Origin of the sequence: Paraburkholderia sp. Clong3, from assembly GCF_050436485.1 — a bacterium.
GTDB lineage: Bacteria > Pseudomonadota > Gammaproteobacteria > Burkholderiales > Burkholderiaceae > Paraburkholderia > Paraburkholderia tuberum.
In genome coordinates this window covers 2,162,709-2,181,941 of the sequence record NZ_JBNDMH010000003.1, presented here as the reverse complement: position 1 = coordinate 2,181,941, position 19,233 = coordinate 2,162,709, and the positions used below count along the sequence as shown (strand labels likewise).

Genomic DNA, 19,233 nt, shown 5'->3' with positions numbered 1-19,233 from the left:
TGTCGTTGTTCGAAGTACGCCGCTAATGCCGCGCGCCACGCGAGCAGAAGCTCAGTCGTCGATCGTTTCGTGGACCGCGACCGCGCCCTGTTTCCAGTAGCTGGCCGCGCGAATCCGCGTTTTGTCGACGCCGCGCTCGCCGCATAGATGCTGACGCACCGCGCGGATCGTCGCCGCTTCGCCTGCGGCCCACACGTAGCCTTCGCCGTTCTCCGGCAGCCAGGTCTCGCGCACCGCGTGCAACAGCGCTTCGCCGCGCGTGCCGTTTTGCGTGTTGGCTTCGTTGCGATAGCACCAGACCAGATGCACCTCGGCCTGCGTCGTGAACTCGATGCGCGCCGACGGATCGGCGACCTCGATCACCGCGGCGACGCGCGTGCCGGCCGGCAACTCTTCGAGACGGCGCGCGATCGCGGGCAGCGCGGTGTCGTCTCCGATCAGCAGATGCCAGTCGAAGCCGGTCGGAATCACCAGCGAACCGCGCGGGCCGCCGACGCCCAGATACTGGCCCGCCTGCGCCTGCGCGGCCCACGTCGCCGCGGGGCCCGCGTCGTGCATCGCGAACTCGATGTCGAGCTCGCGGGCGTCGCGATCGAAACGGCGCGGCGTGAAATCGCGCGCGGTCGGCCGCTTGCCTTCCGGGAACACCGGGCCGTCGGGGCCGGCTTGCGGCAGCGTAGGTTTGTCGGCGCCGGGGTCGGGGAAGAAGACCTTGATGTGATCGTCGAACGAGGCTGAGACGAAGTCGTGCAGATCGGCGCCGGTGAAGGTCACGCGAATCAGGTACGGCGTCAGCGCGCGCACCTGCTTGACCTGCAGCAGACGAAACTTCAACGGATGCCGTACGCGATGCACGGCGAGATCAGGGCGAGTGTGTTGCTCTTGCATGTGGGCGATGCTCCGGTTCGGTTCGGGAGGACGCGCGGGTCGCCTCATGGACGGGCGCGCGTTGTCAGGCGGTCGGCTCGCTGTCGTTGCAGGGCTTTGCGATGTCGCCACGGTTGCCGCCTTCGATTTCTTTGGCCGCGCGCATCAGGATCGCCGCGATGCGGCGCTGTTCGTCGGCCGGCGCGTTGTCGCGGCGCAGCAGCGCGTTCTTCAGCGTGCGGCGCGCTTCATTCAGCTCGGGCACCCAGCCGCCTTCGCTGACGTCGGCCGGCTCCTCGCCGGCAAACGCGCGGCGCACCGAATCCATCTTGCGTGCGATATGCGAGAGTCGCGCGAGCATCAGCTCGACGCGCTCGCGGTTCGCGGCCAGATATTCGCGGCCCGCATCCGCCAGCTCATAGCGCTTGCGGTTGCCTTCGAGCTGCACGGTGACGTAGCCGAGTTCTTCGAGATAGGTCAGCGCTGGATAGACCATGCCGGGGCTCGGGCTGTAGAAGCCGTTCGAGCGCGTTTCGAGCGCCTTGATCAACTCGTAGCCGTGACTCGGCTGCGCTTCGATCAGCGATAGCAGCAGCAGTTGCAGATCGTCGGAGCTGAATTTGCGACCACGCGGGAAACCATCGCCGTCGCCGCCGAAGCCGCCGGGGCCGCCGCCACCGTATCCGCCCGGACCGCCGAAACCACCGCCGAAGCGCGAGCCACGGCCGCCGAAGCGCCACTCGTGATGGCGGCCAAAGGCGTGACCCAAAACGTGCAGCTGGTAGTGGTGGCGGGCGCCGGAGGAAGCGCATGCTTCGGAGGCGCCCAGGTCGGCGACTTCGCTCGCCTGCGGCGACGGAAGGCGGAAACCGGGATGAAAACGGTCGCGCGCGCCGCGCGGACCGGAAAAATGATGTGGATGACGCATCTGGGACTCTCCTATGAGTGTCGTAAGATGCATCTTAAGATATATATCTAAAGATTGTCTGTCAAACTTTTTTTGCGGTGGTATCGGCGCACAACAAAGTCTGCGGCATACGAAAACCCCGCTTTCAGAGACAACAAAGTCTGCAGCAAGTCCAAAAAGCGCATTGCAATGCAGCATTTTCTGCCGGGGTTAGCAGGGTTGGAACGCCTGAAAGTAGGGCGGAAGCAATGGCTATTTTTCGATCGCTTAAATAGGGATGGATTGAAGTGATCCCGTGCCTCGGATCAAGCAGACGTCTTCGACTCTTGACTTTCCGACTCTTGCTCATGCGGAGATTGCCGCCCTTGCCGAAGACGCGCAACGTCCACTGGTCAGCCTCGTCGACATTGATCCGCGGCAGCGCCAGATCCTCATTCCACACCAGCTCCGCCACGGAATGCATGCTGGCGCTCGGAGATGGTATGGCTGACTATGAGGGTGCGCATTCGTCCCGCCGGAGGCGGCGCTCCACGAATGTTTCGATGCGCTTTCATGCCGGTGGCCTTCTTAAGGCGGGAAGGAGGTGCGGGCCAGGCTCGTGACCAGCCCATCGCCGGAATCGGGCGACATTCGCGGGCAGTTTCGAGTGGCGCAATGTCTTGAGGTTTGTTCGATGCCTGCCCATGTCCGTGGACTCGGGGTGCGCGCCGGCGCGTGCGGGCAGGCGTTGAATAAACCTGAAGGGAGGAAACCGCGGAGTGCTCTGATGCAATGGAGTCTTCGGGGCTATGGCGATTGATTGCCCGGGATGGCGAGCGGTGTTGCGGGATGCGTGGTCAGGCGGGAGGCCGGTTGAGGGCTGAGGTTGTGCCGAAGCGGTGCAGTGGCGCCATCGTGATGGCGGAACGGACGTGCAAGGGCCTGTGCGAAGCGACAGACGCAAAGGTCTGCTCGTGGGCCGCGTTGCCGCAAAGCCGAGGGTCGGGTTGTTCGTCCTGGAACAGTGGCGCTCATATCTCGCCCCGGCGCGTGGGTGGTGCGCGGATCGGTGCAATGCGCGCAAGGATATCGATGACGATCATCGGCGCGCCGCAGTGCCGGCAGATGAAGGCGGGGCGCGTTTCGATGACGGTTTCGTGAGCTGATGTGTTGACGTCGGTCGCGACGTGCAGCAGTTCGCGGACCTTCGCGAGACTGGCGCGGCGCACCGGGTTGGCGAGCAGTCCGTAGTGACGGATACGATGGAAGCCACCGGGCAGCACATGGAGCAGGAAGCGGCGCATGAACTCGCCGGCTTCGAGGGTCATGGTCTTGTAGCGGGTGTGCCCCTTCGCACGGTAGTCCTTCCAGCGGAAGGTCACGCCGCGTTCATCGAATGCAAGCAGGCGCTGGCTGGAGATCGCGACGCGGTGCGTATAGCGCGACAGGTACGCGAGCACTGCTCCGGGTCCTGCAAAGGGACGCTTTGCGTAGACGACCCATTCGCAGGCACGCAGCGGCGCAAGCCACACGTCAAAGACAGCTGGGTCGGCAAGTTCAGCGTACTGGCCGAAGAACTGCAGGTGGCCGTGCCGGTGCGCGTCCGTGAGCGCTTCGAGCAAGCGCCTGCGGAACAGGCGCGATAGCACACGTACCGGCAGGAAGAAGCCGGGCCGGCATCCGATCCACCGCTGACCATCGGGCGACAGCCCACCACCGGGGACGATACCGTGTACGTGCGGATGATGCGTGAGTGCCGAGCCCCAGGTGTGCAGCACGAGCGTCGCGCCGATCTGGGCGCCGAGGTGCTTCGGATCAGCGGCAATGGTGCGTAGCGTTTCGGCGGCGATATCGAACAGCAGCCCGTAGATGACGGCCTTGTTGTACCAGGCGATGGCACTGATGGGCGCGGGCAGCGTGAAGACGACATGGTAGTACCCGACCGGAAGCAGATCGGCCTGGCGTGCCTGGAGCCAGCGATGCGCAGCACTGCCCTGGCACTTGGGGCAATGACGGTTGCGGCAGGAGTTGTAGGCAACCTCGATGCGGTCGCAGCCGGCGCAGCGCAGCACATGCCCCCCGAGTGCCGCACTGCGGCACTGTTCGATGGCCGACATGACCTTCAGCTGCCCCAGGCTCAGCGCTACCGTGCGCCGCCACGCCGGCCCGCAGGCGCGGAAGATATCCGCGACCTCCAGCACGGGGTGCTCCGCGTGCGGCCGGGCTAGCCGGCGGGCAGGCGGTCCAGCGGACTGACCACCTTGCGCAGGAGGTCAGTGGCAACCTGGGTATAGAGCGTGGTGGTCTCGATCTGCCTGTGTCCAAGGAGCACCTGGATCACGCGGATATCCTCCTTCTGTTCCAGCAGGTGCGTGGCAAAGGAATGCCTCAGCGTGTGCATGGATACGCGCTTGTCGATGTTTGCGGTCTCGGCGGCCGCATGGATGGCGCGGGTCAGTTGCCGCGTGCTGAGCGGGTCGATCGGATCGAGGCCCGGAAAGAGCCACCCGCCATCGAGCATGCAGCCCTGGGCACGGGCAACGCGCCACCAGACGCGCAGACGTTCGAGCAGGACCGGCGAGAGCATCGCGTAGCGGTCACGGCGGCCCTTGCCCTGCTCGATGCGCAGGGTCATGCGCTGGCTGTCGATGTCGCTGACCCTGAGGGCGACCACTTCGCTCGCACGCAGCCCGGCGCCATAGGCGACCGACAGCGCGGTCTGATGCTTGAGGTTTCCGGCTGCCGCGATGAGCCGGCGCACCTCCTCGGGGCTGAGCACAACCGGGAGCGTGCGAGGCACGCGTACCGGCTGCATCCGCGCCATCAGCTCAGGCCGGCCGAGCGTGACTTCGAAGAAGAACTTCAGACCGCTGATCGCGGCGTTCAGCGACACCGGCGACGCGCCGTGATCGACCAGATGCAGCTGGTAGTCCCGGAGGTCCTCGACAGTGGCGGTATCGGGTAAACGCCCGAGGTATCGGGCGAACTGACGTACGGCACGTAGGTAGGCGGCCTGGGTCTTGGGTGCGAACTTGCGCATGCGCAAGTCCTCAAGCATACGGCGGCGCAGCGGGCTGATGCCCGGATCGGAGGAGGTCATGATGGGGCTCCTGCTGGAGGACGAGGCGGATTGCCTCAACCACCAACATAAGCGCGGGCGCCACTGGCCTCCCATTCGCCGCCAGAGACGGGCCGCAGCCCCCTACCGCGCGAGCGGTTTAGTCCCATCGGCCATTGCCGACGTTGGGGCGCTCTGGGTCGTGCGTCAGCAATATCGCGGATTGCTGACGGTGGCGGCATCGAGCAACCCGACGGCAGCTTCCTGCATCAGCGAATTCACACTTCCGACCCTGAGCCGCCTGTCGAGTCACCATAGCGAATGTCCGTAAGAGAGCTGCAATTGGACACTCGACACGACGGACAATGTTTCCCGGTGTCTTCACCCGTCCATTCGACGCGCTTTGCTCGCTCAAAGCGGTTAATCGACCCGACGGAGATGACACGATCACATTTGCGGCTCAAACCCCCGCGAGCACATGAGTGGGCGCTCGCTGTACGTAGGGCGTCGTTCAGGCACCCCGCAATGCGTCGAGCTCTGCGCGAAGCGCAGCCACTACGCCAGTCCAATCACCTCGCGTCGTTTGTCGAAACAAGTGCGCCTGTGCGTACCATGGACTATCGCTTCTGTCGAGTTGCCATCTCCAGTCCGGCATGAACGGCAAAGCAATCCATACGGGCTTGCCGAGCGCCCCCGACAGATGCGCTACAGCCGTGTCGACGCTGATGACGAGGTCGAGGCGAGCGATCAGCGCAGCCGTCTCAGCGAACGTAGTGAGCCGCGTGGAAACATCACGCAGCACCGCGCGCTGCTCAAGCTGCGCGAGGCACGTACGATCACTGTCGCGTACATCCTGTTGCAGCGCGAAGAAGTCCGCGTCGGCATCTAACAACGGCTTCAGTTGCTTGAGCGACATAGACCGGTTGCAGTCATTTACATGCGTCAGGCTTCCCGACCATACGATCCCAACTCTCGGCCGTCGAGCAGAGCCTGCAAAAAGATCGTCCCATTGACGTACAAGCGCGTCGTCTGCGTGAATATATGGACCGGTCACCGCGAGATCGGGTGCACGAACCTTGAGCGCAAACGGTAGACTCAGGGTCGGAACGTGATAATCGAAATGCGGCACCTGTCCTGTCTCGCCGATGACTTCGGCCGCACCCTGATAATTCTTGAGAAGCGGCAGCAGTGCATCCTGAACACGCAACACGACCCGAGCTCCAACTGCACTGAGTCGATCCACGAAACGCACGAATTGCAGCGTGTCGCCGAACCCCTGCTCGTGATGAACGAGTATTGTCTTGTCACGTATCGGTTGGGTGCCGGTCCATAGGGTGTTCTGCGGAAAACCGTGGCTATCGGTGCCATCGCGCCAACGCCATTCATATTCGCGCCAGCCGTGTTCGAATTCGCCGAGCAGCAAATTCGTCTGAGCCCGATTGGTGCGGGCGCCGACGTCGTTCGGATCGAGCGAAAGCGCCTTCTTGAATTGAAGCAACGCCTCATCAAAGCGTCGCAGATCTCGCAACGCGACACCGAGATTGACGTATGCGCGCACGAAACGCGGCTTGAGCGCGATCGCCTGCCGGTAGGCATCCAGTTCGTCCTCATAGCGCTCCAACTTGCCGAGCAGCGCGCCCCGGTTGTAATGCGCTTCGGCTGAATGTGCCTGGATTTTGCACAGATGCACCAGGATTTCGAGTGCACGCTGCGGTTCGCCAAGCTGTATCAGCGACATTGCGACGCCATGCAATGAAGCGGCATGGTTTGGAAACTGGGCCAGGCAGCGCTCGAACAGCGCTATCGCATCATCGTGACGTTGCGCCAACTGACACACCTGCGCGGCGAAATTCAGGTGTTCCGCCGACATGGACATGTGCGCCGATGCCTGTATCAGATACGCCGCTGCGCGTGCATGATCGCCCTGTTTGGCCGCGATGTAACCGAGGCCCGCAAGAGCTTCACCGTGGTCGGGGACGCTTGCCAGAATACCGCTCAGCAGACGTGTTGCATCGTCGAATTGACCGGCCATGAGGTTCTTTTGCGCGGCAGCGAGAGCGTGTTCAGTGTCGTGATTCATGGCGATGTAGGGCGGCGCAGAATGCGATCTGTCGACGGGTGGGAAACGCCTCATTGTACGGCGTCGCGTAACGCGGGCCTCCAGATCGAAGCAATGGCAGCCGTCGGTTCTCTGCGTATGGAAATAGCGACGATTCCGGCGACGCGGAGCCCTGCAGTCCTCCTTTCTTGAGGTTTGTTCGATGCCTGCCCATGTCCGTGGACTCGGGGTGCGCGCCGGCGCGTGCGGGCAGGCGTTGAATAAACCTGAAGGGAGGAAACCGCGGAGTGCTCTGATGCAATGGAGTCTTCGGGGCTATGGCGATTGATTGCCCGGGATGGCGAGCGGTGTTGCGGGATGCGTGGTCAGGCGGGAGGCCGGTTGAGGGCTGAGGTTGTGCCGAAGCGGTGCAGTGGCGCCATCGTGATGGCGGAACGGACGTGCAAGGGCCTGTGCGAAGCGACAGACGCAAAGGTCTGCTCGTGGGCCGCGTTGCCGCAAAGCCGAGGGTCGGGTTGTTCGTCCTGGAACAGTGGCGCTCATATCTCGCCCCGGCGCGTGGGTGGTGCGCGGATCGGTGCAATGCGCGCAAGGATATCGATGACGATCATCGGCGCGCCGCAGTGCCGGCAGATGAAGGCGGGGCGCGTTTCGATGACGGTTTCGTGAGCTGATGTGTTGACGTCGGTCGCGACGTGCAGCAGTTCGCGGACCTTCGCGAGACTGGCGCGGCGCACCGGGTTGGCGAGCAGTCCGTAGTGACGGATACGATGGAAGCCACCGGGCAGCACATGGAGCAGGAAGCGGCGCATGAACTCGCCGGCTTCGAGGGTCATGGTCTTGTAGCGGGTGTGCCCCTTCGCACGGTAGTCCTTCCAGCGGAAGGTCACGCCGCGTTCATCGAATGCAAGCAGGCGCTGGCTGGAGATCGCGACGCGGTGCGTATAGCGCGACAGGTACGCGAGCACTGCTTCGGGTCCTGCAAAGGGACGCTTTGCGTAGACGACCCATTCGCAGGCACGCAGCGGCGCAAGCCACACGTCAAAGACAGCTGGGTCGGCAAGTTCAGCGTACTGGCCGAAGAACTGCAGGTGGCCGTGCCGGTGCGCGTCCGTGAGCGCTTCGAGCAAGCGCCTGCGGAACAGGCGCGATAGCACACGTACCGGCAGGAAGAAGCCGGGCCGGCATCCGATCCACCGCTGACCATCGGGCGACAGCCCACCACCGGGGACGATACCGTGTACGTGCGGATGATGCGTGAGTGCCGAGCCCCAGGTGTGCAGCACGAGCGTCGCGCCGATCTGGGCGCCGAGGTGCTTCGGATCAGCGGCAATGGTGCGTAGCGTTTCGGCGGCGATATCGAACAGCAGCCCGTAGATGACGGCCTTGTTGTACCAGGCGATGGCACTGATGGGCGCGGGCAGCGTGAAGACGACATGGTAGTACCCGACCGGAAGCAGATCGGCCTGGCGTGCCTGGAGCCAGCGATGCGCAGCACTGCCCTGGCACTTGGGGCAATGACGGTTGCGGCAGGAGTTGTAGGCAACCTCGATGCGGTCGCAGCCGGCGCAGCGCAGCACATGCCCCCCGAGTGCCGCACTGCGGCACTGTTCGATGGCCGACATGACCTTCAGCTGCCCCAGGCTCAGCGCTACCGTGCGCCGCCACGCCGGCCCGCAGGCGCGGAAGATATCCGCGACCTCCAGCACGGGGTGCTCCGCGTGCGGCCGGGCTAGCCGGCGGGCAGGCGGTCCAGCGGACTGACCACCTTGCGCAGGAGGTCAGTGGCAACCTGGGTATAGAGCGTGGTGGTCTCGATCTGCCTGTGTCCAAGGAGCACCTGGATCACGCGGATATCCTCCTTCTGTTCCAGCAGGTGCGTGGCAAAGGAATGCCTCAGCGTGTGCATGGATACGCGCTTGTCGATGTTTGCGGTCTCGGCGGCCGCATGGATGGCGCGGGTCAGTTGCCGCGTGCTGAGCGGGTCGATCGGATCGAGGCCCGGAAAGAGCCACCCGCCATCGAGCATGCAGCCCTGGGCACGGGCAACGCGCCACCAGACGCGCAGACGTTCGAGCAGGACCGGCGAGAGCATCGCGTAGCGGTCACGGCGGCCCTTGCCCTGCTCGATGCGCAGGGTCATGCGCTGGCTGTCGATGTCGCTGACCCTGAGGGCGACCACTTCGCTCGCACGCAGCCCGGCGCCATAGGCGACCGACAGCGCGGTCTGATGCTTGAGGTTTCCGGCTGCCGCGATGAGCCGGCGCACCTCCTCGGGGCTGAGCACAACCGGGAGCGTGCGAGGCACGCGTACCGGCTGCATCCGCGCCATCAGCTCAGGCCGGCCGAGCGTGACTTCGAAGAAGAACTTCAGACCGCTGATCGCGGCGTTCAGCGACACCGGCGACGCGCCGTGATCGACCAGATGCAGCTGGTAGTCCCGGAGGTCCTCGACAGTGGCGGTATCGGGTAAACGCCCGAGGTATCGGGCGAACTGACGTACGGCACGTAGGTAGGCGGCCTGGGTCTTGGGTGCGAACTTGCGCATGCGCAAGTCCTCAAGCATACGGCGGCGCAGCGGGCTGATGCCCGGATCGGAGGAGGTCATGATGGGGCTCCTGCTGGAGGACGAGGCGGATTGCCTCAACCACCAACATAAGCGCCGGCGCCACTGGCCTCCCATTCGCCGCCAGAGACGGGCCGCAGCCCCCTACCGCGCGAGCGGTTTAGTCCTTTCCGATTGCTACGCAAGACAGGTCAACCCCAGTGGCTGTCGTATGTTGAATGGGGAACGGACGGTCGCAGGTTGGGTTCCGGCGGCTGCTTATGGCCGATTGCGCCAGTTCAGCGAACTCTCTCCAGAGGGGGCATTGGAGTCGTCATCGGCAGTTTTCCTGCAGGCTGGGTCAATGCGTACTTCCGGCCATTTCCAGCCGTTCACCTTGCCGCAGGGGGACTCGTCCTAACGTCGGGATGCCATCTGCAAGGAGACATTCCAGCGCGTGTTGTTCAGTCGGGGGGAACCGAAATGAGAAAGTAGCGACTGCGAAGAGGCCCGCTACGGAGCCTCGAACATGAGACCGAAGAGGCCGTAAAGTCACCGCCTCAGGTTGGCGAGCGCCGCCGTCGACGGGGCTGCGGCAAACAGCGTCTTGACCGGTGTCCTTCTCGAATGGAAGCGATTAAGCTCCCTCGCAACCTCCGCTTAATCGTCCTTCCCAATCCTTCGTCTCGATCAGGAATGCGTCCATCTCCTGCCAAAACTGATCCGAAAGATTTTCAGAGAGACGGGCGAAGGACTGCTTGAATTCATCGGCGGTCTTTGCCCCGAAAACGATCGTGCTGACCGCAGAATGTCGCAGAGGAAAAAGCAGGGCAGCGGTAGCCAGCGATACGTGATGGCGCCGGCAAATGCGTTCGAGTCCTTCCGTCTGCAACAGGGCTAGCCGCGTCGCGGGCCGCATGTTGTAGAAGGCGTCGGGACGCGAACCGGTCGCGAGAATGCCCGAGTTGAATGGCGACGCCGCGATCCAGGCAATGCCTTTCTCGACGCAGTGATCCAGCAATGCGGTGCTGCGCGTGCGAAGCAACGAGTACTCTCCCGCCGGCATGACGACATCTACGTCGGCCAGTTCGGCGAAGTCCAGGCAGGCCTGCCAGTCCATACTGGCGACGCCTATCGCGCCGACCACTTTTTCATCCTTTAGGCGCTGTAACGCGGGAAACGCACCTTCGACGGCCGTTTTGAGTTCCTCGCGATACGCCGTCCGGGCAAAACCGGGATCCAGATCGTGAATAAAAACTGCACCGAGACGATCGACATTGAGTCGCGACAGGCTGCGCTCGACCGATCGGAGCGTCGTATCGTACGTGTAGTCCAGGTCAAAGTTGCTACCACCTGGCAAGGAGCTTGCGCCAGGCTGGCTCAAGTACCTGCCGAGCTTGGTCGATACGTACAACTCGTCTCGCGGATACGCTGCCAGCGCCGCGCCAAGCCGTTGCTCGCTTACACCGCCAAGATAAGCTGCCGAGGTATCAAAATATCGAACGCCACTCGCCCATGCGGCATGAATCATGTTGAAGAACGCCTGCTCGCCCGCCGCGTTTGCGAGGCTGCCGGCTCCGACTCCCACCCGGGGAAACTGAACAGTTCCATTCGGCTCTGAAATTCGCGCGGTCATTAAATTCGGTATCCCTGATAAACAGTTGTGACAATCGCCAACGATTTTGTGGCGACCACAAAGACGAGCCCCCGAAAATGTGTCAGTAGGCTTACCTGGTATGTTCGTTTGCGGCGATGTAATCGCGGCGCACGCGCTCCGCGGAGGCCTGGAGAACGGCGACGGCCCGCGCGCCGACACGTTCCGAATAGCGCACCGACGGAATCGCGACGTTCAGCGAGCCGAGCGGAAAGCCCGACGATGACAACACTGGCACGCCGATGCCGACGATGCCCGGCGTGTATTCGTCCATCGAATAGGCGACCCCGGTATGTCGGATGGTTTCGATCTGTGCAAGCAGCGCCTTCTTTGATGTGATCGTCTTCGGCGTGATGGCTTGCATCTTCACGGTCTTGATGTACTCGCTACGCATCTGATCCGGAAGAAACGCGAGAATCACCTTTCCACCCGACACTGCATACAGCGGTGCAAGATCGCCGAGTCGCAGATGCGATACCAACCGTTGCGGGCTGGTCACTGTCGCAACGACTTCCACCTGATCGCCTTTGATCTGATTGAGCGCGCACGACTCCAGCGTCTGCTGTGTGATCTCTGCCAGCACCGGCTGCGCGCAGCTGACGAGCGAGCGGCTATGCGTGGATTGCTGCGAAAGCCGGATTAGCGCTTCGCCGAGGCGATAACCCTTGGTGACAGGGACGAATTCGACAAAACCACGAGCCGTAAGATTCTTGAGCAGCTTGGTCAGCGAACTCTTCGGTATATCCAGCGCTTCCGCGATTTCCGTATGGGACATCTCGCGTCCCCATCTCGCGAGCAACTCGATCACGTCGAGCACGCGATCCGCCGATTTGACCACTGCATTCGATTCGTCTTCCAACAGCATATCCGGCTCCTGTTTACATATGGAAACATACTAGCATCAGGACACTGGACCAGCGAGAAACGTCCGCATGCGTGCATGGATGCGTCTCGCCTGTTCTTCGAACGGCAGGCCACGCAGCGGGAGCGTCGGCGCCTCGACGGCGAGTGGAAGATCGGACCGCAGTCTCGACAGCAGTTCGCGCAGCGGCAATTCACCATCGCCGGGCAGCAGCCGGGCCGTCCTCGCTTCTTGTCGCCGTGCTTCGAGGGACTGCGGTGCGGCGCTCGGTGCATCGCAAATCTGGATGTATTCGATCAGCGCCGGGTCGATTGCATCGATCTGCTCGCACGTCGCGCCCGCACGGAAGTACTGCAGTGCGTCAATGAGTATTCGCGCGTTCGGCTGTCCGCTGTCTCGCACGACCTCGAGCGCGTCGGCGGGCGTCCCCACCGCGCAGTATGTGATCGCTTCGAGCCCGACCGAAAGGTCAAAGCCGTCGGCCGCTTCGCACAGGCGGCCGAAGTTGTCCCGCAGGCGAGCGCGTTCGGTGTCGTTGCCGACGCAGAGCACGTGCCGCGCACCGAGCATACGACCCGCTTCGAGTGCAGGCAGTAGTGACGCGACATCCGTCTGCGGACTCAGCCAGATGGCCTCGATGTCCAGCAGCCTGACGCCGGTTGCGTGGAGTCGCGCGCGTAACTCGCGGATGAGTGCGGGATGGTTCGCAACATCCACGATCGCATCGGCGGCGGTGGGCGCGACCAGCCGCAAGCCGCAAAACTCAAATCCCGCAGCGGCGGCCGCATCGACGAGTTGCAGCGGATGCGCGTCAAGGATGGTCAGATGATGCAACGACAGTTCATGCATCGGAACACGTCCGTAACATAGAAAATGGCTCGTGGCGCACAGCGGTCAGTTCTGCGGCGGCAGCACGAAATCATAGGCAAGCAGGGCACTCGGAACATCGACGAGGTGACCGGCCGGACTCAGACCCGGTGCGAGCCGTACCAGTGGTTCGATCAGTGCGTCTTTCACGCCGAACACGACGTCCGAGTCCAGGTAGATGTCGCCGCTCACGAACACATGCGTAACGAGGGTCCGGAAGCCGGGTGCACTGACGCGGAAGTGCACGTGAGCGGGGCGGTAGGGATGCCGCCCCTGCGCATCGAGCATGCGGCCAACCGGGCCGTCGTTCGGAATCGGATAGGCCGCGGGTACGATCGAGCGATACCAGAATGCGCCTTCCGGATCGGTCAGGAAGCGCGCCCGCATGTGCAGGTTCTCCTTGCCCGCCGCCTTCTGCACATCATAGAAGCCATGGCTGTCCGCGTGCCACGTCTCGATCAGTGCGCCCGCGATCGGTTTCCCGTTCAGATCGCGTACGGTGCCCTCCACCAGCAGAGGGTCGCCCGGCTCGCCATCGGTGATCGAAGCGCCGAGCGGCAGAATAGCCGCTTCTTCTACATAGAACGGACCGAGCACGGTAGTTTGCGTCGCGTCGCCCGGATAGCGATGATTGATCGCGTCCACCAGCATCGATACACCGAGCGTGTCGGAGAGCAGAATGAACTCTTGCCGGGTGTCGGTGCACATCTGCCCCGTCTGCGTGAGAAAGCGAATCGCGGCGGCCCATTCGCCTTCGGTGGGCTCGATCTCCTTCACGAACGCGTGCAGATGACGAACCAGCGCGTCGCTGATCTGGTGCACGCGTTCGCTCTTGCTTCCCGCAAGACGCTCGATGACCGCTGCAGTGATGTTGTCTTCGTCGAAATTGCGCATCGCGTATTCCTCACAGCGAATCGGGTTGTGGTGCCGCGCCGCGCCATGCCCTTTCGAGCATTGCCCTGATCGAGTCATAGCCCGGCGTGCGCGGATTCGCATAGGCCTGTTGCAGCACCAGATCGGCCGCGCGCCCGATGCCATCGTGCGGCATGCCAATCTCCGCAAGAGACTGGGGAACGTGCAGCCTTGCAGCGAGCGCGTGCAGCCCAGACCATGCGTCATCGGCTTCAAGCGCGTGTGCGATGCGGCGCATTGCATGCGGCGCCGCGCCAGCCTGGTAGGCAACGACGTGCGCAAGCATGATCGCATGGGTGTCGGCATGCGGCAGATCGAAGGTGCCGCCCAGCACATGACAGACTTTGTGATGCAGCGCCATGCCGACGGAGCCGAGGCACGTTCCGCACAACCACGCACCGTACTGGGCGCGGCTGCGCGCATCACGACTGGCGGGATTGGCGAGAATCTCGGGCAGCGCACCGGCGAGGGCCGCGATACCCTGTTCAGCCATGATCGACGTGACCGGATTGGCGTCGACGGAATAGAGCGCTTCCACCGCGTGAGCCATCGCGTTCAGACCGCTGGCCGCCGACAAGGGCGCGGGCAGCGTCAGGGTGAGTTCCACATCGTAGATCACGGCCTCCGGCAGCACGTCAAGCGTACGACGCGTACGTTTCTCGCCGTCCTGCGTCTCGCCGATGATTGGTGTGACTTCAGAGCCGGCGTACGTAGTGGGCAGCGCGATTTGCGGCAGGCCGGTGCGCAGTGCAAGCGCTTTGGCGAGGCCTATTGCCGATCCACCGCCGACAGCAATCAGGGAGTCCGCGCCGGTCTCCTTCGCGAGCGCGAGTGCACGCGATGTCACGTTCCACGGCGTGTGCATCGCGGCCTCGGGAAAGATATGCGCCGGCGAACCAGTGAAGAACGACGCGATGGCATCGGCCAAATCCTTCTGCTCCGGCGTGGAGACGATCAACGGATGCGCGCAGTCCAGTTGCCGGGCGACTTCAGGCGTTTCCCGACGCCTACCCGCGCCGAACAGCACGCGCGCCGGCAGCGCCTGGTAATCGAAGCGCATCGGCGAGACGTCCTCCATCATAGCGCTCCGTTTTGCAGATACTGGCGGCCGCGCGCATAGAGCGCTTCTACCTCCGGGCCCGTCAGTGTCGGCATGTCGCGTTTGACCTTGTAGCCGATTCGGGTCTGCATATATGCGAGATGCCGGTAGCCAACGGGGAACTCGGCCAGCAGCGCCGCATCGAGAACGGGACGGGCGTCCGGCTTGACCGGATCCAGACGATCCTTTTCGTAGATGGGCTGTCGAAGCAGCAGCAGCCATCGGTCGTGGACCTTCTCGAAGAAGTCGTAGAAGCGGCCGGTGCACACGACGTCGCATAACGTGTCTTCGACTTCTCCACGCTGCGAAATGGTCATCTTGGTCTGCGCGACGGCACGCGAGCCGCTCACTACGATCGACGTGCCGCCCAGAAAATGCAGGATGCTCACGCCGTTGGCCCAACCGGTCTTCGTCACTTCGATGAACTCGCGGCCGCTTCCCTGAAACCACGTCGCCATCATGCGGCCGTCCGGATGCCAGAGCGTCGCGAACCGCTCCCAGTCTCCTGCATCTCGCCATACCGCCCAGTTTTCGATCGTCTCGCGGATCGTCAATCGATCAATCATCGCCTGTTCCATCTATCGCTCCTCGATGTTCCCGTATAGAAATCAGTTTCTATGTTGGTACTCATGACGCTGCGCGGTCAAGCGGTTTTTATCGCGAACCGGGACATTCCCTAGTTTGTTCCCCTATGTGAATGAATGGTGGGATTGCCGTTGACGAGCCGGAATATCGTTTCTAGGATAGGAACTACGTTATATATAGGAACAAACGGACATGGAAAACCAATCGATAACACAACGAAGATTTGAATCACGCACGGCCATCGTGACGGGCGCCGCGCGTGGCATCGGGCGCGGTATCGCAGAGCGTCTTGCGGACGAAGGCTGCCGGATCGCCTGTTGGGATATCGATTGTTCATCGCTCGAAACAGGCGGCGACTCGTTCGCGGCGCTTGTTCAGGCCGTCGATCTTGCCGACGCGCGTTCCGTTGAGGCCGCGTTCGCTGTCACGCTCAAGTCGTTCGGTCATGTCGACATACTCGTGAACAACGCCGGCATCAACGGACCGGTCGTGCCGATCCAGGACTATCCGGTCGACGCATGGAACCGCGTTCTCGCCGTCGATCTGAACAGCGTCTTCCACACCTGTCGCCTCGCCGTGCCACACATGCGCGGACGTGGCGCGGGACGCATCGTCAACGTGGCGTCGATCGTCGGCAAGGAAGGACATCCGAACATTTGCGCTTATGCCGCAGCGAAGGCGGGTGTCATCGGTCTGACGAAATCGATCGCGCGCGAGTTGGCGGGAACGGGCGTCACGGTCAATGGCATCGCGCCTGCGATCACCGAAACGGATCTTTTCCGGGAGATGACGGAGGAGCACATCGAGGCCAGTAAAGCACGCATTCCGATGGGGCGGTTTTTGACCGTTCCGGAAATCGCCGCCATGGTGGCATGGATCGCAAGCGACGAATGCAGCTTCACAACCGGCTTCACTTTCGACTTGTCAGGCGGCCGCGCGACGTATTGAGCGCACGACGGTACGCGAGCCCTGTTCCCGACCACCCGCAAGACACATGCAGGAGACGAAATGACAGCAACGCATCAGCAGAGCAGTAATCAGGCACGAACCGCCACCGCGAGCGCGTGGATAGGCTCGGCGCTGGAGTACTACGACTACTTCATTTATGCGCAAGCCGCCGCGCTGGTTTTTCCGCAACTTTTCTTTCCTTCCCAAGACAGTCGCGTTGCGATCGCCGCGTCGCTTGCGACCTATGGCGTCGGCTATCTCGCACGACCAGTCGGCGCATTTGTGCTCGGCCGTCGTGGCGATACGCATGGCCGCAAGAGCCTGCTTCTCACCTGCATGTTCATGATGGGGTTGTCGACGCTCGCCGTCGGTCTTCTGCCGACATTTGCGCAAGTGGGCTTCGCAGCGCCGATCCTGCTCGTGATCTTGCGCCTCATCCAGGGCTTCGCGGTCGCCGGGGAGATCTCGGGTTCCAGTTCCCTCGTGCTGGAGCATGCGCCGCTCGGCCGTCGCGGCTACTTTGCGAGTTATGCGATGCAGGGCGTGACCGCCGGCCAGGTGTTCGCTGCGGCCATCTTCATGCCGCTCGCCTACTATCTGCCCGAGAAGCAGTTCCTGGCGTGGGGTTGGCGCGTACCGTTCCTGCTGAGTGTGCTCGTGCTGGTAGCCGGTTATGTAATTCGGCGGAAAGTGTCGGAGACACCGGCTTTCGTCGATGAAGCGCAACAGCGGCAGATTCCCGCGTCGCCCGTCAAGGAAGCATTGCGCGATGGCTGGCGGGATATCGTCCGCATCGCCGCAATCGCGTTGATTGCGATCATCCTCGCGGTGACTTCTATCTTCGGCGCGGCCTATGCGGTACAGCCCGCTTACGGTATCGGTCTTTCGAAAGGATTCTTTCTCTGGATTCCGCTGCTCGCCAATCTGACCGCGATGTTCTTCATTCCCTTCGCAGGCAGTCTGTCCGATCGATGGGGACGCCGGCCGCTCATCATATTCGGCGCGCTTGCCTCGGGTCTGCTGTCTTACGTGTATCTCTATGCGATCAGTCTGCACAATGCCATGCTGGCGATCGTCATCGCGATCGTGATGTGGGGCGTGGTGTATCAGTGCTTCAACGCGGTCTATCCGAGCTTCATGCCTGAGCTGTTCCCGACGCGTATCCGGGTTACCGCCATGGCGATCGGCCAGAACATCGGGACGGCCATTACCGCGATCCTGCCGGCGTTCATCGCAGCCGCCGTGCCGCCCGGCACGCAGCACATCCCGTTGATCGTGGGGACGATCACGCTGGTCGTCTGCGGCATCGGCGCGCTAGGCGCATGGACGGCGCGCGAAACCTACCGGCTGCCCGTCAACGCGCTCGGCCAGCGAGATGCAGCACCGATCAGCCAGGAGGAATACGACAGCCTGCGCGCGGACATTCGCAGGAAGAAAACTGCGACCAACGTTCCCGTTTAACGCGATTTCTGTTACCGCCGTCCGCGTCAGTCGACGGGCGGTACCGCACCTTCGACCAAGGTCTTGATGAGCCGCGCGCGACGCTTTTCGAGGTCCGCGATCTGACGATCGATGGCTTCGAGCCGTATCCGCTGGACGTCGGTGATCTGGTCGCACGAGCGTGCGCCTTCGATCAGAAGCATGCAGTCCGGAAAGCCGCGAATATCGTCGATGGTGAAACCGGTCGCGATCATGCGCTGAATCTGCTTGACCTGCGTGACTGCCTTCCCGGGGAACATGCGATAGCCATTGCTCGCACGTACCGAGGTGAGCAGACCGTGTTCGTCGTAGTGCCGGATCGATCGCACGCTCGCGCCGGTGAGTTGCGAGAGTTGTCCGATCGTCAGCAGTTCCTGTGGAGGCTTGTCTTTCATGAAAAGCAGGCTAACACAATTCGCTTGACTCTTACATCAGTGTGAGGGTTGAGACTCGGCGCACTGACACTCTCCAAGGAAGGGCAATGAGCTTACGAACGTTCCCTCACTTTCTGGTTTCCACGCGTTCGGCGGCGACCTTGTTCGCGTCCGCACCCGACGCCATCGCAGCACCGACCAGCTATACAATTGCATCGACGGATGGCGTAAGGCTGGCGGTTGAGGAAAGCGGTAACCCGAACGGCCCGCCAATTATTCTGGTGCACGGGCTGCTTGGCAGCCGCCTGAACTGGGAGGAGCAGGTCCGCAGTCCAGAATTACGCCAATACCGGATCATTACATACGATCTGCGCGGCCACGGTCTGTCGGACAAGCCATCCGGCCCGCAGGCATATCACGACGGAACCCGTTGGGGGGACGACCTCGCAGCGGTAATCCACGGTTCACACGCGCGCAAGCCCGTCGTAGTCGGCTGGTCGCTCGGCGGCGTGGTGATATCAAACTACCTCGCCAGGTATGGCGACCGCGCGATCGCGGGCGCCGTGTATGTCGATGGCGTGGTCGAGCTCGCTCCGGGTCAGATCGTCGATCAGCCCGACATTTATCGGGACATGAATTCGCCCGATCTGAAGACGCATCTGGACGGTGAGCGCACCTTCGTCGGCCTTTGTTTCAACCATCGGCCTGACGCCGACACATTCGACCGGCTGCTCGCGAACGCCGCCATGGCATCGTGGGACATGCAGAAGGAAGTGCCGACGATGACGGTTTTTGCCGCGAAGGGGCTCGGCAAGGCGCGTGTGCCGCTGCTTTTTATCTACGGCGGTCATGACGCGCTGGTCGACACTCACGCGACGCTGGCCCGCGCGACCGCGCTGAATCCGCACATCGTCAGCAAGGTCTATGCGGACTCGGGGCACGCGCCGTTCATCGAGGAAGCCGAGCGTTTCAATCGCGATCTGGCCGAGTTCGTCAGGTCGGCGTCGCAGCAATGAAGTCACGTTTTACGAGGAGATA

General features: G+C 62.7%; 18 protein-coding genes. 3 read left to right on the top strand and 15 right to left on the bottom strand.

The window, feature by feature from the left end:
- Positions 1-51: 51 nt before the first annotated feature.
- From OKW30_RS33385 to OKW30_RS33320, 14 genes are all read right to left on the bottom strand, one after another.
- Complete coding sequence (locus tag OKW30_RS33385; RefSeq protein WP_184062695.1) at positions 52-888, bottom strand: siderophore-interacting protein; 837 nt, start codon at positions 886-888, stop codon at positions 52-54.
- Between the two features lie 64 nt (positions 889-952).
- A complete protein-coding gene (locus tag OKW30_RS33380) occupies positions 953-1,795 on the bottom strand; it encodes a PadR family transcriptional regulator (RefSeq protein ID WP_429348731.1) in 843 nt (280 codons plus the stop codon).
- 124 nt (positions 1,796-1,919) lie between these two features.
- On the bottom strand, positions 1,920-2,237 hold the full coding sequence (locus OKW30_RS33375) for a hypothetical protein (RefSeq protein ID WP_429348730.1): 318 nt from the start codon (positions 2,235-2,237) through the stop codon (positions 1,920-1,922).
- A 547-nt stretch (positions 2,238-2,784) separates the two neighbouring features.
- Positions 2,785-3,954 (bottom strand): IS91 family transposase, encoded by a 1,170-nt coding sequence (locus OKW30_RS33370; protein WP_429348729.1) that lies wholly within the window; start codon positions 3,952-3,954, stop codon positions 2,785-2,787.
- A 23-nt stretch (positions 3,955-3,977) separates the two neighbouring features.
- The gene (locus OKW30_RS33365; protein WP_184062687.1) at positions 3,978-4,853 is read right to left on the bottom strand and encodes a tyrosine-type recombinase/integrase; all 876 of its coding nucleotides are present in this window, start codon (positions 4,851-4,853) and stop codon (positions 3,978-3,980) included.
- A gap of 469 nt (positions 4,854-5,322) precedes the next feature.
- The gene (locus OKW30_RS33360; RefSeq protein WP_187630461.1) at positions 5,323-6,891 is read right to left on the bottom strand and encodes a tetratricopeptide repeat protein; all 1,569 of its coding nucleotides are present in this window, start codon (positions 6,889-6,891) and stop codon (positions 5,323-5,325) included.
- Between the two features lie 518 nt (positions 6,892-7,409).
- Entirely contained in the window at positions 7,410-8,579 is a 1,170-nt protein-coding gene (locus OKW30_RS33355; RefSeq protein ID WP_429345668.1) for an IS91 family transposase, read from the bottom strand.
- A 23-nt stretch (positions 8,580-8,602) separates the two neighbouring features.
- Complete coding sequence (locus OKW30_RS33350; protein WP_184062687.1) at positions 8,603-9,478, bottom strand: tyrosine-type recombinase/integrase; 876 nt, start codon at positions 9,476-9,478, stop codon at positions 8,603-8,605.
- A 574-nt stretch (positions 9,479-10,052) separates the two neighbouring features.
- Complete coding sequence (locus tag OKW30_RS33345; protein ID WP_429348728.1) at positions 10,053-11,051, bottom strand: aldo/keto reductase; 999 nt, start codon at positions 11,049-11,051, stop codon at positions 10,053-10,055.
- A 91-nt stretch (positions 11,052-11,142) separates the two neighbouring features.
- Positions 11,143-11,934, bottom strand: coding sequence for an IclR family transcriptional regulator (locus tag OKW30_RS33340; RefSeq protein WP_184062670.1), 792 nt, complete (start codon positions 11,932-11,934; stop codon positions 11,143-11,145).
- 36 nt (positions 11,935-11,970) lie between these two features.
- On the bottom strand, positions 11,971-12,780 hold the full coding sequence (locus OKW30_RS33335) for a sugar phosphate isomerase/epimerase family protein (RefSeq protein ID WP_429290791.1): 810 nt from the start codon (positions 12,778-12,780) through the stop codon (positions 11,971-11,973).
- A 45-nt stretch (positions 12,781-12,825) separates the two neighbouring features.
- Positions 12,826-13,692, bottom strand: a complete 867-nt coding sequence (locus OKW30_RS33330; RefSeq protein ID WP_429348727.1) for an intradiol ring-cleavage dioxygenase — start codon at positions 13,690-13,692, stop codon at positions 12,826-12,828.
- Positions 13,693-13,702: 10 nt separating this feature from the next.
- Positions 13,703-14,788 carry a maleylacetate reductase gene (locus tag OKW30_RS33325; protein WP_429348726.1) on the bottom strand — a complete coding sequence of 362 codons (1,086 nt, stop codon included), beginning with the start codon at positions 14,786-14,788 and terminating at the stop codon, positions 13,703-13,705.
- Entirely contained in the window at positions 14,788-15,387 is a 600-nt protein-coding gene (locus tag OKW30_RS33320; protein WP_429348725.1) for a nuclear transport factor 2 family protein, read from the bottom strand. Before OKW30_RS33320 ends, OKW30_RS33325 begins: the two co-directional genes overlap by 1 nt.
- A gap of 199 nt (positions 15,388-15,586) precedes the next feature.
- Between OKW30_RS33320 and OKW30_RS33315 the strand changes: the two genes are divergently transcribed.
- Positions 15,587-16,342 (top strand): SDR family NAD(P)-dependent oxidoreductase, encoded by a 756-nt coding sequence (locus OKW30_RS33315; RefSeq protein WP_429348724.1) that lies wholly within the window; start codon positions 15,587-15,589, stop codon positions 16,340-16,342.
- A 60-nt stretch (positions 16,343-16,402) separates the two neighbouring features.
- On the top strand, positions 16,403-17,803 hold the full coding sequence (locus tag OKW30_RS33310; RefSeq protein ID WP_429348723.1) for an MFS transporter: 1,401 nt from the start codon (positions 16,403-16,405) through the stop codon (positions 17,801-17,803).
- A 26-nt stretch (positions 17,804-17,829) separates the two neighbouring features.
- Here OKW30_RS33310 and OKW30_RS33305 read toward each other — a convergent pair whose 3' ends face one another.
- Positions 17,830-18,216, bottom strand: a complete 387-nt coding sequence (locus OKW30_RS33305; protein WP_184062661.1) for a MerR family transcriptional regulator — start codon at positions 18,214-18,216, stop codon at positions 17,830-17,832.
- An 86-nt stretch (positions 18,217-18,302) separates the two neighbouring features.
- On the opposite strand from OKW30_RS33305, the gene OKW30_RS33300 reads away from it, so the two are divergent.
- Positions 18,303-19,211, top strand: a complete 909-nt coding sequence (locus tag OKW30_RS33300; RefSeq protein WP_429348722.1) for an alpha/beta fold hydrolase — start codon at positions 18,303-18,305, stop codon at positions 19,209-19,211.
- The last annotated feature ends 22 nt before the right edge of the window (positions 19,212-19,233 follow it).

Excerpts from the sequence above, each read along its gene's own strand:
- OKW30_RS33385 (WP_184062695.1), bottom strand. The coding sequence starts at position 888 with ATGCAAGAGCAACACACTCGCCCTGATCTCGCCGTGCATCGCGTACGG.
- OKW30_RS33310 (WP_429348723.1), top strand. The coding sequence starts at position 16,403 with ATGACAGCAACGCATCAGCAGAGCAGTAATCAGGCACGAACCGCCACC.
- OKW30_RS33330 (WP_429348727.1), bottom strand. The coding sequence starts at position 13,692 with ATGCGCAATTTCGACGAAGACAACATCACTGCAGCGGTCATCGAGCGT.
- OKW30_RS33375 (WP_429348730.1), bottom strand. The coding sequence starts at position 2,237 with ATGCATTCCGTGGCGGAGCTGGTGTGGAATGAGGATCTGGCGCTGCCG.
- OKW30_RS33380 (WP_429348731.1), bottom strand. The coding sequence starts at position 1,795 with ATGCGTCATCCACATCATTTTTCCGGTCCGCGCGGCGCGCGCGACCGT.
- OKW30_RS33360 (WP_187630461.1), bottom strand. The coding sequence starts at position 6,891 with ATGAATCACGACACTGAACACGCTCTCGCTGCCGCGCAAAAGAACCTC.
- OKW30_RS33340 (WP_184062670.1), bottom strand. The coding sequence starts at position 11,934 with ATGCTGTTGGAAGACGAATCGAATGCAGTGGTCAAATCGGCGGATCGC.
- OKW30_RS33305 (WP_184062661.1), bottom strand. The coding sequence starts at position 18,216 with ATGAAAGACAAGCCTCCACAGGAACTGCTGACGATCGGACAACTCTCG.
- OKW30_RS33350 (WP_184062687.1), bottom strand. The coding sequence starts at position 9,478 with ATGACCTCCTCCGATCCGGGCATCAGCCCGCTGCGCCGCCGTATGCTT.
- OKW30_RS33335 (WP_429290791.1), bottom strand. The coding sequence starts at position 12,780 with ATGCATGAACTGTCGTTGCATCATCTGACCATCCTTGACGCGCATCCG.
- OKW30_RS33345 (WP_429348728.1), bottom strand. The coding sequence starts at position 11,051 with ATGACCGCGCGAATTTCAGAGCCGAATGGAACTGTTCAGTTTCCCCGG.
- OKW30_RS33300 (WP_429348722.1), top strand. The coding sequence starts at position 18,303 with ATGAGCTTACGAACGTTCCCTCACTTTCTGGTTTCCACGCGTTCGGCG.
- OKW30_RS33365 (WP_184062687.1), bottom strand. The coding sequence starts at position 4,853 with ATGACCTCCTCCGATCCGGGCATCAGCCCGCTGCGCCGCCGTATGCTT.
- OKW30_RS33320 (WP_429348725.1), bottom strand. The coding sequence starts at position 15,387 with ATGGAACAGGCGATGATTGATCGATTGACGATCCGCGAGACGATCGAA.
- OKW30_RS33325 (WP_429348726.1), bottom strand. The coding sequence starts at position 14,788 with ATGGAGGACGTCTCGCCGATGCGCTTCGATTACCAGGCGCTGCCGGCG.
- OKW30_RS33315 (WP_429348724.1), top strand. The coding sequence starts at position 15,587 with ATGGAAAACCAATCGATAACACAACGAAGATTTGAATCACGCACGGCC.